The organism is uncultured Methanobrevibacter sp. (assembly GCF_900314695.1).
Classification (GTDB): domain Archaea; phylum Methanobacteriota; class Methanobacteria; order Methanobacteriales; family Methanobacteriaceae; genus Methanocatella.
Genome location: NZ_OMWD01000039.1, coordinates 1 through 16374 on the forward strand (window position 1 = coordinate 1; position 16374 = coordinate 16374).

Sequence of the window (16374 nt, forward strand, 5' to 3'; positions counted from 1 at the left end):
ACGCAGCAATTAATATTCTAAACCGCTGGTTCAACGGGGATAGCCTGATAAAATACTTAAATTAACCATTATTAAGTGAAAATAATTCAGGAATCCCCACCCTCTATAGGATGGGGTGGTTCAAGAAAAAATTAAATAGATATATGAATATAAATATATTAACAAGAGTGTGTTCATATGGATTTAAATTCAAATAACAAAAATAGTGGTAAATCCGAAATTAATCAACAGGAGATATTGGATATTTATTCATTGGATAACAATGAACTTGATAATGTGCCCATAGGCTTTTTCTTCGGACTTGTCGCCCGCCAATATCTTAACTTTTTTGATAAATATTTATCTGAATTGAATATAAATCCAAACCAGTTTTGGATATTATTAGTTCTCTGTCAGGAACAAAATATTTCACAGGATCGAATAGCATCTCTTTTAAGGGTTAATGGAGCAACAGTGACTCGTGAACTTGAAAGTTTAGAAAAAAGAAATTTAATCATGAGAAAAATAGATGAAAATGACCGGCGAAGAAAATTAGTTTCACTATATGATAAGGGATTTGAAATGCTTGAATCGGTTCAGGATGTTGATTGGGAAACTGAATCTAAATTATTGAACTATTTCAGCATAGAAGAACTTCACATTTTGAAATTTCTGCTTAAAAAAATTATTATTACAATTGAAGACATTCAGAAATAAAATATATTTTTCATAATTCAAAAACTCTCTTTGTTAGTTCTTTATTTATTTTTTTTAATTTATTTCAATGTTTGTTAGTATATTTTTCTGGCTATTTTAGCAATAGGTGCTGTCAGTGCATCTGATGGTCATGATTCAGATAACTGACAGTTTCAAACGATAAGACAAGCTTAGATGTTGATAAGCTTGCTGTCGTTGAAAATGATGAAAATCTGACGGACGAATATGAATATTTTGAAGATGACTATGAAATAATTATTGAAAAAAGCGTAAATATTGATGATGAATATTCTGAAATTGTTTCTTACGGCATTTATGATGGTGCAGGTGGTTCTGTTGCAATCCATTCATCAAAAAGAAATTTCTCCCAAAAATAATTTTTAACACTTCATCAATCTTGATTTCATAAGGCATATGCATTTTTTTTCTTTAATTGAATATTGGTAGAAGTCATTTGTTTTTGAATATGTTCATTATCTTTTTAGTTTTGGTGATTTGAACAGTTATTGGCAATAATGGCTAAATCAATCTACTTTTCATAATATTTTTATTTGATTATTTACAGAATTAATACTGTAAAAATTATTTTGATAACAAATGCTGTTGACAGTGTTTGTAATAAAAAAACATTTTATATTGATAATTTATGTATAAAATTGATAAAAACTCTCTTTTAAGAGTCTTTGTTTTGATGGTGAATAATATATGAAATTTAAAAAACATTTGTTGGTTGTTTTATCGGTTTTGATTTTATTTCTGTTTATAACATCAGCTAGCGCTGCTGAGGCCAATGAAACTGATGTAATCTCCATTGACGAATCAATCAACCTGGAAAATAATTTATTGTCTGCTGATAATAATGTAAAAAGTAATGATATTTTAAAATCATCTAATGATGAATTATTAACTGCTGGAAATGACTGGTATGTTAATTCAAGTAAAGATACTAGTGGTGATGGAAAAAGTGAAAAGGATGCATTTAAAACATTAAGTGAATCTTTAAATGAAGCTCAGGATGGAGACACAATTTGGATTGCATCAGGAGAATATACAGGAAAGGATAATATAGGATTAACTATTGCTAAAAATTTAAACTTCATAAAAAATGGTGATGGTGAAGCAATCTTTGATGCTGAAAACTCAGGTAATATTTGGACTGTTAATTCCACATCCATAAATATAACTGGTTTGACCTTTAAAAATGGAAATTCAACTAATGGTAGTGCAATTTATATTTCACATGAAGTTAAATCCAATATAAACGCTACTTTTATTAATAACACTGTATCTAATAGGGGTGGTGCTATATATATTGTAAGTGGCGGTATTTCCGGTACTTTAAATAGTGTTTTTATTAATAACACTGCATCTGATTGGGGTGGTGCCATCTATATTGATAGCGGTGGTATTTCCGGTAATGTAAATGGTACTTTTATTAATAACAAAGGAAGTAGTGGTGCTGCTATATTTATTGCTGGTGATATTTCCGGTAATGTGAATGGTACTTTTATCAATAACAAAGCAAAGGGTTATGGTGCTGTCTATATTTATAATGGTGATGCTTCTGGTAATGTAAACGGTACTTTTATTAATAACATCGCAAATCAGGGTGGTGCAATCGCTGTTGGTAATGGTGGTACTGTTTCTGGTAATGTAAATGGTATTTTTATTAATAACACTGGATATTATTCTGGTGGTGCTATCTGTATTGACAATACAGAAAGATATCCTACTGGTAAGTTAGAGGGTATTTTTATTAATAACAAAGCAGAAGAGGGTGGTGCTATCTATATCGAGTTTAATCATAACGATCCTAATGTTTCTTTAGGAGGTACATTTATCAATAACAATGCAAGTAGGGGTGGTGCCATCTTTATCAATCAACTGGTTGATGCTATAACTATTCAAGATTCTATTTTTTTAAACAATAGTGATGCATTATCTGATGGTATGGGAAGTTATATTAAAACTATTGATTGCTGGTTTGGAAATAATGCAACAAATTACAATAGCAGGCCGGATGCAGGAAATGCAGTTATGGACAGATGGCTGTTCTTAAATGCAACAGCTAATCCAAATGATGTTTCAGTAGACCAAAATTCAATAATTACCTTCAAATTAGACTCATACGACAATTCTTCAGGAGAGATTAAGCCATATGATGCTTCAAAGATGAAATTTATTTTAGATTTCACTCAAACATTGGGAGAATTGGATAAAACTGCCGCTTTAATTGGTGAAAATATAACATATACTGCAAGACAGGGCGGAAATTCCACTGTAACAAGTAAATACGAAACTGGATCATATACCATTGAATTGAACAATGTCAAAATTCCTACTGAAATTAATGTTACTGACTCCACAATTGCTTTAAATGCAGGTGGGGAAGCTGATGTTGGTGCTACTTTAACTCCTGCTGATGCAGGTAACCTAACCTATACTTCAAACAACAAAAATGTTGTTGTAGTGGAAAATGGAAAAATCAAAAGTATTAAAAAAGGTAACGCCACAATTACAGTTTCATTTGCTGGTGATGAGAGATATGCAACAGCAGAAAATAAAACAATCTCTGTTATTGTTAACTTGAATGATGCTAGCGTTGAAGCTGAAGACATAGAATTAAAAGTTGGCGAATCTGGTGTTATTAATTATACTACAACTCCCGAAGGATTAAAAGTTAATTTTGCAGCGGATAACTCAGGCATTGTCAGTGTGGATGAAGACGGCACTGTCAAAGCATTAAAAAATGGTACTGCTAAAATCACCATTAATGTTGGTGACGATGAGGTATATGCAAAAAATTCAACAGTCATAACAGTTACCGTTACTTTAAATGATGCCAGTGTTGAAGCTGAAGACATGGAATTAAATGTCAGCGATTCAGGCGTTATTAAATATACTACTAATCCTAAAGGTTTGGATGTTACATTCGTAGCTGACAATTCAGGTGTTGTCAGTGTTGACGAAAAAGGAACTGTAAAAGCATTAAAAGAAGGTAAGGCCAATATTACTGTTAAAGTTGGCGATGATAAGGTTTATGCTAAAAATTCAACTGTCATCACCATTATCGTAAGCAAGATTCCTACTGAGATTAATGTCAACAATCATACACTTGATTTGGGTGTTGATGATAAAGTTGATTCTGTTGCTGAATTATTGCCTTCTGATGCTGGTAAGTTGAATTTCACATCCAGTGATGAGAACGTGGTTGTTGTTGATGATAAAGGTACATTTACTGCTGTAGGTGTAGGTAGTGCCAATGTTACTGTTTCATTTGATGGCAATAACAAATTTGAAGCTGCTGAAAGTAAAATCGTCTATGTAACTGTAAGTAAGATTCCTACTAAGATTTTTGTTAGCAATGACACTATTGATATGAAGGTTGATGATGAGGTTGATTCTGGCGTTAGCATTACACCTTATGATGCTGGTAAGTTGAATTTCACATCCAGTGATGTGGGTGTTGTTCGTGTTGATGATAACGGTACATTTACTGGCGTAGGTATCGGTACTGCCATCGTTACTGTTTCATTTGATGGCAATTACAAGTTTGAACCGGCTGAAAGTAAAAATATTACTGTTACCGTAACTAAGATTCCTACCGAGATTGTTGTTGTGAATTCCACTGTTGATATGCATGTGGATGATGAGGTTGATCCTGGCATTAGTATAACTCCTTCTGGTGCTTGTGAGTTTGATTATGTCTCAAGTGATGTGAGTGTTGTTCGTGTTGATGGTAACGGTGCATTTATTGGAGTAGGTACTGGTAGTGCTACAGTCACTGTCAGATTCTTAGGTAATGAAAAATATTCTGCCGCTGAAAGTAAAAATATTACTGTTACCGTAACTAAGATTCCTACCGAGATTGTTGTTGTGAATTCCACTGTTGATATGCATGTAGATGATGAGGTTGATCCTGGCGTTAGCATTGTTCCTTCTGGTGCTTGTGAGTTGGATTATGTATCAAGTGATGTGAGTGTTGTTCGTGTTGATGGTAATGGTACATTAATTGCTGTAAATACTGGTAATGCTACAGTCACTGTCAGATTCTTGGGTAATGAAAAATATTCTGCTGCTGAAAATAAAACCATTGGGGTCACAGTTACTTTAAATGATGCCCGTATTATTGCCAAAGATATGAACATGGTTATCGGTGAAAATGGCACTATTAGTTATAGTACTGTTCCTGCCGGTTTGAATGTTACTTTTGTTGCAGATAATTCAGGTGTTGTCAGTGTCAGTAATGCTGGTGTTGTTACTGCTTTGAAAACTGGTGTTGCCAACATTACCATTTTGACAGGAGATAATAAGAAGTACGCTTTAAATTCAACTGTCATTACTGTTACTGTTAAGTTGCACGATGCCATTGTTAGCGTAAATAAATCTAGTCTGAATTTGGAACTTGGTGATACTTTTGATATTGTTGCCACTACTTATCCTGCAGGTTTGAATGTTACTTATGTTCCTGATAACTCAGGCGTTGTCAGCGTTGATGAAAACGGTAAAATCACCGCTTTAAAAGTGGGCAGTGCTGTTATAACTGTTAAAGTTGGCGGACATGGTATTTATGCTGAAAATTCAACAAATGTTACTGTAACCGTAAGCAAGATTTCTACTAAAATCACAGCTTCTTCTCTCACAACAGTTTATAATGTTAACAAAAACCTTCTCATAACTTTGAAGGATTCTAAAGGCAATCCTCTTAGTGGAGCTAAAATAACTGTTAGCATTAAAGGTTCTAAAACCTACACTACCAATAAGAAAGGTCAGGTTAAAGTTCCAACCAAAGGTTTGGTTCCTAAAAAATACACTGCAAAAATAACATTCAATGGAAACACCAAATATGCTAAATCGACCAAATCTGTTAAGGTAACTGTTAAAAAGGCAACTCCAAAATTGTATGCCAAAGCAAAAACATTTAAAAAGTCTACAAAAATCAAAAAATACACTGTTACTTTAAAGACCAATAAAAAGAAGGTTATGAAGAAGGTTAAGTTGACCCTTAAAGTCAACAAGAAAACATACAAGGCTAAAACCAACAGCAAAGGTAAAGCAACCTTTAAAATAACCAAATTGGCTAAAAGAGGTAAATACACTGCATTAGTTAAATATCCTGGTAGCAAATACTACAAATCAAAAACTGTAAAAGCTAAAATTATTGTTAAGTAATTGCTTCGGCAGTTACTTTTCCTTTTTTTCTTTTTTCCTATACATTTGATTGCATGATTGCACTATTTTTTCATAATAATATCTATTTGCTTTAATTATTGACTGTTTATTTGGCTGTTTTTGAAAGAAACTATAAAAATATTCATGGATTTCTTTGAGTATTGCTGTGTTGTTTTTGCAGCAGGAAAAGAAAAAATGCTGTCGCCAGTCAAATAACAAAAAGTTATACAAATGAAATATAAATCAGTCATTTCATGTATCCTCAATCAAAAAATTTCGGCAAAGATTAAAATAGTAATAAAATAATAATAATTAAATGAGGATAAGCTTATGTTAGATAGGAAAGTTTTGTTTGTTTCAATGCTGATTTTGGTTTTTCTGGCTATTGGAACGGTTTCGGCAACTGATAATTTGACTGATGAAATTTCTTTGGATGATGGACCATCCGCTCAGGGCATTGAAATCCCAATTGTTAGTGACATTAAAAGTGATGCTAACCAATCCATACAGGACATTGGGGATAATCAAGGCCAAATGAATACGAAAATGAAAGCCAAGGACGTAACCACTTACTATAAGGAAAAATCCCAATTGGTAAGTTATCTTAAAGACGGCAACAATCAGCCTGTTTCAGGCAAAAATATTTCCATTTCAATAAACAACAGAGTTTACACCAAAGTCACAGACAATGCCGGAAAGGCTGTATTGAAACTTAACCTAAAACCCGGAACATATGACGCTTCGGTTAACTTTGCAGGTGATGAAAACTACACTGCAAGCAGCACAAACGCAATGGTTAAGGTAAACAAGGCCAGCCTCAAACTCACAGCAAAGGACTTCAAAACCTATTTCGAATCAGGCTTCTATTTCAAGGCAAAGGTTATAAATAAGGTCACCAAAAATCCCGTTCAGGGTATCCAGGTAGCTTTCAAGGTTATTAAAAACGGCAAGCACAGAACATATTGGGCAACCACTGACGCCAAAGGAGTTGCAAAACTTAAAAAGAACCTTAAGGTCGGACAGTATAGGGTCGTCACTTCTCTTAAAAAGAACAGGCATCTGAATGCTAAAAAAGCCATATCATTCCTGACTATTAAGGAAACTGCTGAAATGGGCTGCACATCATTGTATGTTCAGGTAAGCAATACCGAAGCGGTTGCAGGATTTAGAAGGGATGCGACCAATGCCAAAACATTGCATATTGTAAAATACAAGTTAAACGGCAAGGTGACAGTAAAGCAATATAAGACCAACAGCTATTTCTTCCATCTTTTGACAACTGCAGACGGATGGATGGCAGGAACAGGAGGTATTGACAATCATGGCATAAATCAGGCCATCGAAAAGCTGGCAGGCAAGATGGCAAAATCTGGTAAAATCCAAAAATCCTATCTGAAAAAGATTCTAGGTTATGAAAGAGAGTTGGGATTGGGCCATTTCTCAATAAAGGCTCCTAACGGCAAATATGCTGTTGTTTGGAGCAGTGGAATTATATACGGTACTCTAAAGCCGGGTGAGTATTTGAAGGCTCCGAATGGAAGATCATTGTTCTATCATGGAAAATATGCTCATTTCAGCAAAAATCCCGTAAAGGCTGCAATCAAGATTGCTGCATCCGATTCATATGGTGTCAACAGGAGGGATGCAACAGCATTCCACTGGAAAGCCACAACCAAGGAAGGCAAGACAACTTCAACCTTAAAGGTTTATGCTGCAAATGACAACGGACGTCTGGTTGGAAGCAGTACAGGATATTTGAAGGATGATATCAAATTTAGGAACAAATTCATATCCAAGAACAGTCTTCCTATGACTCCATCTTCAAAATTCATTGGAGACGTCAAAATGGGAAACATCGACAAGCTGATAAAAACAATGACTGTTGTCAGCGCTCCAAAATTGACAACACTCGCCAACGAGTCCAAGATATTTAATGTCACCGTTAAAAACAAACAAACCGGTAAACCTGTCAAGGCATTGGTTTTAAAGGTAAAAATCGACGGCAAGGTTCGCTCCATCAAAACCAACAGCAAAGGAGTTGCCCAGCTTAAAACAAAATCATTGGCTGTCGGCAGCCATAGGGTAATCATATACACCGACAATATAAAATATCTGGTTTCAGCCAAAAGTACAATTAAAATTATATGATTGTACTTCTTTCATTTCTTTTTTTAAATTCTGAAGTGATGTAAAGTCACTTTTTTAATTAAAGTTTCCCTGTTTGGAAAGTTATCAAAAAAAAATATATTTTATCTTAAACAAATTTAATTATCAATTAATAAGTTCATATTGGGGAGGACTGTTTTGTTTAATAGGAAATTAATTGTGATAACAGTAATTCTTTCTTTTATACTTGCCGTTTCAGCGGTGAGTGCGGCAGATAATGATACTGATGAAATTGTCGGCATGGAAATATCTGATGATGTTATAGGTGCCGATTGTGACAATCAGTTAATTGGCGCTAATGATTCGGATAATGGCACTTTCGATGATTTGGCTAAAAAAATCAGCGCCGTTGAGGATGGGGGAGTGTTGAACCTTACAAAAGACTATAAATATTCTGACGGCTCAACAGGCGGAATCAAAATCAATAGGTCAATTACCATTGACGGAGGTGGAAACGCTCTGGATGGAAAACACATCTCCAGAATATTCAGCGTGACTGCAGGCAATGTGACTCTAAAGAATTTGAAGTTCATCAATGCCCAATTCACCGGCAATGGCGGTGCCATTAACTGGAATGGAAAAGACGGCATCTTGATCAACTGCACTTTTGCTGGCTGTTCAGCATCAAATGGAGGGGCAGTATATGCATCCCTTTCAACACTCCATTTTATTGACTGTTTCTTTTCAGACAATTCTGCAGCGAACGGAGGTTCTGCATATGTTGCAAATTCAATAGCTGAATTTACCAATGTCTCATTCATAAATAATAGGGCAACCAATTCTTCCGCAGCCATCTTCAGCATGCTTTCAATCAATTCGATAGATGGATGTGATTTCATCAATAATTCCGTAAGTGCCAGGTCTCCCTTTGGAGGAGCAATTGCCTTTTATCAATATGAAAGCAATATAAGAAATTCAAGATTCATCAACAATTCAATAAATGGGGAATATGGCTACGGAAGCTCAATATTCAATTACGGCATTGTGAATGTGGAAAACACCACAATTGCAAACAACACCCAGAACACCCGAAACAGAATCGAGGATGCACTTTATACCATAATCGGTAAGGCCAATCTGAAAGCCTGCACTGTAGAAAACAATTCCTGCATCGGTGATGAGGACATAATCTATGCTCTCTTTTGGCCGATGGTGTTTGACAAGGTATTTGATGAGACAGATGCATTCATTCCGGCAAAGTATGACCTTAGAAACGTTACTCTCGAAAACGGCACAAGCATATCATATGTCTCCCCAGTCAAGAACCAGGGAAATTCAGGTACCTGCTGGGCTTTTGCTGCAATCGGTGCTTTGGAGTCATATATGCTTGAAAGTGAAAACAGGCTGTATAACTTTTCTGAAAACCATCAGAAAAACATAATGGGTCCATATACGAATGGCGGCTGGGTATTCTTGAGGGGAGGCGGAACTGCCAAAACGCTTGCATACTGGAGCAGATGGTCAGGACCTGTCAATGCCAGTGACGATCCGTTCAATGAAAGTTCCAAGGTATCCCCAACCAATCTGACCGTCATTAAACATGTTCAGGATGTTGTATATCTTCCGGTAATGGATATTGCTCAGTTAAAGCTTGCAGTGTTGAAATACGGTTCTGTCGTTATCGGATATAAATTTATTCAACCTGAAATCAAGATAGTCAATGGAACAACCTTTGAAAGTGAAGTCTCACCGTTAGTGGCATTGCCTCAGTTTTCTACCCATGTAGTCGATATCGTCGGATGGGATGATAACTATCCAGGCTCCAATTTTGGTGAAAACATTCCCGATGGAGCATTCATATTGAAAAACAGTTTCGGTACAAATGAGTATAATACAAAATTGAATAAGACAATCTATTATGAAGGCGAGGGCTTCAACTACATCTCATATTATGACCTGACACTTTCAAAGGAAAACATTCCCTTTGCAATAGTGAATGTGGAGAATACAGACAACTATAGGGAGAACTATTATTATGATCCTGCCGGAACACTTGTCAATTTAGGATTCAATAACCAAACAGCATGGCTTTCCAATCAGTTCGTTTCAAACAACTCTTACCCTCTTGCAGCATTCAGTCTATATACCTTCGGGGTCGATTCCACCTATGAAGCTTATGTCTATGTCAACGACAATCTTGCACACACCCAATGCGGTGTCATTCACAATCCCGGATACAGTACAGTCAAATTGAGCGATTACGTTTGGCTGAACAAAAATGACGTTTTCAGGATAACATTAAAGTTAACCACTCCAAACTGCACATATCCGATTCCCATCAGCTGCGATGTCGATGAATGGATTGCCAATACGTCTTCATCTCCAAACCAGTCATTCATAAGTCCTGACGGCATCAACTGGATAGATTTGCATTACGCACATAACGTTTTCTATCAAAACTCAGGCAGCGTAAGTTACGCTGAATTTTCAAATGCAGTCGTCTGTTTAAAGGCTTTCACATTCGATTTTGGAATAATTACAGAGGACATGGCTAAAATCTATAAAAACAATTCCATGTTTGAGGCTAAAATAGGTGAGGGCAATAAAGTCATATTCTTTGAGGTTGACGGCATTAACCATACCCGCATAAGCGATGAAAACGGAGTGGCCAAATTGGAAATTGACCTGAATCCGGGCAACTATACAATCAAAACTTACTATGCAAACTTCAGCAATGAAAACAATATTGAAGTGTTGCCTACACTGATAGCCAAAGATTTGGTTAAACACTATGGGGATGGATCAAAGTTTTACATTTCACTGATTGACACTGCAGGAAATCCTGCTGCAAATGCAAGCATTGCAATGAAAATTGATGGCGTATCCTATAGCCGGCCAACCGATAAAAACGGAAATGCCAGCTTAGACATCAATCAAAAGCCGGGCAAATATGTTTTGACTGCCGTTGATTCGTTGACTGGACTTGAAATGTCCTATGACATTACTGTCCTTCAACCCAAAAAGTCCACTCCAAAGATTGTGGCCAATAAGAAAACGTTCCTCGCAACCACCAAAACCAAGAAGTACACAATAACCTTAAAGAACAATGCTGGAAAGGCAATCAGGAATGTGAAAGTCACTTTGAAGTTAAACGGCAAAACATATAAGGCCACCACCAACTCCAATGGAAAGGCAACCTTTAAAATCACCAAACTTTCGAAGAATGGAAGCTATAAGGCAACTGTAGTATACGATGGAAGCATCATGTATGACAAGGCAACCAAAACCGTTAAAGTAACTGTTAAAAAGGCAACTCCAAAATTGTCTGCCAAAGCAAAGACATTTAAAAGGTCTGTAAAAACCAAAAAATACACTGTTACTTTAAAAACCAACAAAAACAAGGTTATGAAGAATGTAAAACTTACCCTTAAGGTCAACAAGAAAATATACAAAGCAAAAACCAACAAGAAAGGTAAAGCGACCTTTAAAATCACTAAATTGACTAAAAAAGGTAAGTTCACTGCTGTTGTCAAGTTTGTAGGAAACAAATACTTCTATGCTAAAACTGTAAAACCAAAAATTACTGTTAAGTAGGTAGAACTCTACCTACAATTTCTATTTTTTATTTTTTCCTATACATTCATCATCTGGAATAGGTCTATTTTTATAATCGGTAATGTTTGATTGCATGGATGATTAATAATTTTCATGGTTTTTGGTATATCTGTTAATATAATTCTATTATTTGTATAGTTTCTAAAGGGCTAAAATCAGAATGGGTATTTTATATAATTGCTAGATGTCTTATATTCATTACGGGTATATATAAATATATTTGTTGATAGACTTTTAATTGTATTGAATGTTTTAGATAAAAACAATAGGTTTAAAGATTGTTCGTTCAATATAAAACATTTTTATCAAAATATTATTCATTGGAAATAATAGGAGAATGGATTATGAAGAGAAATTTTTTAATTTTACTATGTCTGATTTTATTTATTGTTTCTATTGCCGGCGTATCAGCAACAGAAGATGTAAATCAGACAGATAATCTAGAATTATCTTCGAATAGTAATTCTGAAGATAAAGTTGACTTAGACAATAATAATGGTCTGGATGAAAATGATGATTTAAGCGAAAAACTTGAATCCGATTCAAATATCCTGGCAATGTCTAAGGCAGATAAACTGACAGGAAAAACAATTGATGTTGAAAATTTCACATTTAAAGATATTCAAAAAGCAGTTAACAGTGCAGATGAAGGAGATACTGTTTATCTAAAAGCAGGAACATACCTCAATAATGAAAATGGACCAATCAGTATTAATCAAAATAATATCTCTATTGTCGGTGTAAAAGATTCCACAATTCTGGATGCCCAAAAAACATCAGGAATATTCGATATTTATGCCACTAGTGGCATTACTATAAAAGATATTGTTTTTATAAATGGTAATGTCAGTTTGGGTGGTGCTATTCATGTTTTTAATGCTATTGATAATTTTAATATTGATGCTACTTTCATTAATAACACTGCAGAATATTATGGTGGAGCAAACTACTTCTTTCGTACTGTTTCAGACTCATATATTTCTGGAACTTATATTAATAACACTGCATATTATGGTGGAGCAAACTACTTCCATAATGTTGTTTCAAATGTGAATAGTTCTGGAACTTATATTAATAACACTGCAGAACATTCTGGTGGAGCAAACTACTTCCGTAGTGTTGTTTCAAATGTGAATAGTTCTGGAACTTATATTAATAACACTGCAGAATATTATGGTGGAGCAAACTACTTCCTTGAGGCTGTTTCAGACTCAGATATTCTTCTTTCGTACTGTTTCAGACTCAGATATTTCTGGAACTTATATTAATAACACTGCATATTATGGTGGAGCAAACTACTTCTATGGTACGGTTTCAAATGTGAATAGTTCTGGAACTTATATTAATAACACTGCAGAATATTATGGTGGAGCAAACTACTTCCTTGAGGCTGTTTCAGACTCAGATATTACTCAGATATTTCTGGAACTTATATTAATAACACTGCAGAACATTCTGGTGGAGCAAACTACTTCAATGGTACGGTTTCAAATGTGAATATTTCTGGAACTTATATTAATAACACTGCAGATGGTACTGGATTAATATACTTTAATGACTATAATAATGTGGGTTTAAATGCGACTATTAGTGATGCAATTTTTATAAATAACAAATGCACAGATGTAATCTATGTTAGAACCAATGGTGTTGTTGCATATAATAACTGGTTTGGAAATAATGCTACAAATTATAATGAAAAACCAAAAACCCATAATGTAAACATGATTAACTGGCTGTTCTTGAATGCTACTGCTGATCCTAGTAGAATTGGAGTGGGCAATAGCTCAAAAATTGCATTTGTATTGCAGTCATACAATGAAACTTCTGATGTTGGCTTGTATGATGCATCAAAAATGAATGTAAATTTGACTTTATCACAAACACTCGGAGAACTGGATAAAACCTCAGCATTAATTAGTGAAAAAATAGTATACACTGCTAAAAATGTTGGAAATGCAACCGTTACAGGTAAATTTGAAACTGTATCATATACCTTAAGCTTAACTAATACTAAAAATCCTACCAACATTACTGTCGCTAATTCTACTGTTGATTTAAAAGTTGGAGATGTGGTTGATTCAGGTGCTACTTTAACTCCTGCTGATGCAGGCAACTTAACATACACTTCAGGCAATACAAGTGTTGCCATAGTTGAAAAAGGAAAAATCAAAGCATTAGCCAATGGTACTGCTGTTATTACCCTCAGTTTCCCCGGCAATGAAAATTATACAGCCGCTGAAAATAAAACTATCAATGTTACTGTTAATTTAAAGGATGCAATCATCAGCGTAAATAACTCCACTTTGGATTTATTTGTAGATGATAATTTCACTGTTGTTGCTACTACATCTCCTGCTGGTTTGAAGGTCACTTTCGTTCCGGATGATTCTGGTGTTTACATTGTTGATGGAAATGGCAATGTCACCGCTTTGAGGGAGGGTACTGGACATATTCTTGTTAAAGTTGGCGGCGACGGAGTTTACGCTGAAAATACTACTGAAATTACTGTTAGTGTAAGTAAAATACCTACTGAGATTACATTAACAAATGCAACTCTTGATTTGAAAGTTAATGAAATTGTTGACGGTTTGGCGAATCTGACTCCTGCCGATGCAGGCAATTTGACATTCATCTCCAGTGATGAGGATATTGTCTTTGTGGCTGATGGTAGGATTTTAGCTCGTGGTAAAGGTAATGCTAATGTTACCGTTTCATTTGCAGGTAATGATAAGTATGAAGCCGCCTTAAACAGAACAATCTACGTTAATGTTTCATTGAAAGATGCCAGCGTCAGCGTTGAAAATGATACTTTGGAGCTTAAAGTTGATGAAAGGTATGATCTTAATGCAACAGCAGTTCCTAGTTTCCTGAATGTTGAATATGTTTCCAGTAATGAGTCTGTTGCTACTGTTACAGATTACGGCATTGTCACTGCTGTAGGTGAAGGCACAACCACTATTACATTAACTGTTGGAAATGACGTGACTTATGCTGTCAACACAACCAACGTTACTGTGACAGTAAGCAAAATCCCTACTGAAATCACAGTTGATACTACTCCATTAGACTTGTTTGTTGGTGATGAGATTGTTATTGTTGCTAATTTGACTCCTGCTGGTGCAGGCAATGTCACTTTCACATCCAGTGATTATGATGTTGTTGATTTTGATTTTGAAGGCAATGTTATTGCTCAAGGTAAAGGTCAAGCAATTATCACTGTTTCCTTTGCAGGTGATGATAAGTATGCAGCTGCTGAAAACAAGACTATCATTATAAATGTCAGCTTGGATAATGCCAGCGTCACTGTAGATAACAATACTTTGGATTTAAAAGTTGGTGAAACATCTGCAATTAATGCCACCAAACATCCTGACACAATAATGCTCGATATTACATATACATCCAGCAATAACTCTGTTGCTACTGTAGATAAAAAGGGTATTGTTACTGCTGTAGGTGAAGGTACTGCAGTCATTACCGTTGAGGTGGGTGATGATGAAATCTATGCTAAAAATTCAACCACTGTTAATGTAACTGTAAGAAAGATAGCTACTGAAATTGAATCTTCTGCAGTCACAACAGTTTATAACGTTGATAAAAATCTCATTGTCACTTTAAAGGATGCCGACGGCAAGCCAATCAGAGGAGCCAATATAACTGTTGACTTGAACGGTGCTAAAACATACACTACTGATAAAAAAGGTCAGATTACTGTTTCAACCAAAGGTCTTGCTCCTAAAGCATACACTGCTAAAATAACATTCAAAGGTGACAGCAAATATGCTAAATCAACCAAAGATGTTAAAGTTACTGTCAAAAAGGCAACTCCTAAAATAACTGCTAAAGCAAAAACATTCAAGACAACCACTAAAACCAAGAAATATTCAATTGTCTTGAAAAACAATGTTAATAAGCCAATTAAAAAAGCAACAGTGTACTTGAAAGTCAGTGGTAAGACATATAAGGCCACTACAAATTCTAAAGGCAAGGCTACCTTCAAGATCACCAAGCTCAACAAAGCAGGCAAATTCAAGGCAACCATAACCTATAAAGGAAACAAGTACTACAACAAAGCGACCAAAAAAGTAACCATCAAGGTCAAGTCTGTGTGGAAAACAGTTTCAAAAGGAAGCAAAAACTCAGCAATCGTCAAAAAGATCCAACGTGCTTTGAAAAACAATGGATATTATCTTGAATACAATGGCCGTTACCTGAAGGTTGACGGCATCTATTGGGATTATACCGAAATGGCTGTAAAAGAGTTCCAAAACGACAAGGTCCTTAAAGTAACAGGAAAAGTTGACGAAAAAACTGCCAAAAAACTTGGAATAATTAAGTAGGTAAAAACACTACCTACAACCTTTTTTATTTTTTTCATGTACATTTGCGTACTTGATTGCACTATTTTTTATAACTATATTCGTTTACTTTCATGATTGATTATTTATTTGGCTGTTTTTGGAATTAACAATCAAAATATTCATATGTAATTTCGATTATTATGGGATTTGTTATGGTAGTTGAAAATGTTATTATCTAATCTGTGTAAAATAGTATTAGTTAATGCAGAGGAACTTAAATGGAAAGCAAAAATATCATTGTAATTTTAACTTTATTGTGCAAGAATTCTCCGGCTTCTTTAAGCCGGGGATGAATTGCACATTTAGTGGGTTAGTGTCTATATTTTTTTTATGTGGATGGGGTGGTGAGATTAGGTCGAATAAGAAGAGACAATTGCTTGTCTCCCCTCTTCTAAGAACCGTACGTGTCCCTTTTAGGACA

General features: G+C 35.1%; 8 protein-coding genes. 7 read left to right on the forward strand and 1 reads right to left on the reverse strand.

Annotation, left to right across the window (positions count from 1 at the left end; genetic code table 11):
- Nucleotides 1-177 precede the first annotated feature (177 nt).
- Complete coding sequence (locus QZN45_RS10335) at nt 178-696, forward strand: MarR family winged helix-turn-helix transcriptional regulator (RefSeq protein WP_296812784.1); 519 nt, start codon at nt 178-180, stop codon at nt 694-696.
- Between the two features lie 170 nt (nt 697-866).
- On the opposite strand, the gene QZN45_RS10340 is transcribed toward QZN45_RS10335, so the two are convergent.
- Nucleotides 867-1043: a hypothetical protein gene (locus QZN45_RS10340; protein ID WP_296812785.1), complete on the reverse strand. Its 177-nt coding sequence runs from the start codon at nt 1041-1043 to the stop codon at nt 867-869.
- Nucleotides 1044-1401: 358 nt separating this feature from the next.
- On the opposite strand from QZN45_RS10340, the gene QZN45_RS10345 reads away from it, so the two are divergent.
- From QZN45_RS10345 to QZN45_RS10370, 6 genes are all read left to right on the forward strand, one after another.
- Entirely contained in the window at nt 1402-5868 is a 4467-nt protein-coding gene (locus tag QZN45_RS10345) for an Ig-like domain-containing protein (RefSeq protein ID WP_296812786.1), read from the forward strand.
- 330 nt (nt 5869-6198) lie between these two features.
- The gene (locus QZN45_RS10350; protein WP_296812787.1) at nt 6199-8016 is read left to right on the forward strand and encodes an Ig-like domain-containing protein; all 1818 of its coding nucleotides are present in this window, start codon (nt 6199-6201) and stop codon (nt 8014-8016) included.
- 156 nt (nt 8017-8172) lie between these two features.
- Entirely contained in the window at nt 8173-11568 is a 3396-nt protein-coding gene (locus QZN45_RS10355) for a lectin like domain-containing protein (RefSeq protein WP_296812789.1), read from the forward strand.
- 365 nt (nt 11569-11933) lie between these two features.
- Nucleotides 11934-12857, forward strand: coding sequence for a hypothetical protein (locus tag QZN45_RS10360; protein WP_296812790.1), 924 nt, complete (start codon nt 11934-11936; stop codon nt 12855-12857).
- Nucleotides 12784-13086, forward strand: a complete 303-nt coding sequence (locus QZN45_RS10365; protein ID WP_296812791.1) for a hypothetical protein — start codon at nt 12784-12786, stop codon at nt 13084-13086. The genes QZN45_RS10360 and QZN45_RS10365 overlap by 74 nt, the downstream gene beginning before the upstream one ends.
- Nucleotides 13083-15932: an Ig-like domain-containing protein gene (locus QZN45_RS10370; RefSeq protein WP_296812793.1), complete on the forward strand. Its 2850-nt coding sequence runs from the start codon at nt 13083-13085 to the stop codon at nt 15930-15932. Before QZN45_RS10365 ends, QZN45_RS10370 begins: the two co-directional genes overlap by 4 nt.
- Nucleotides 15933-16374 lie beyond the last annotated feature (442 nt).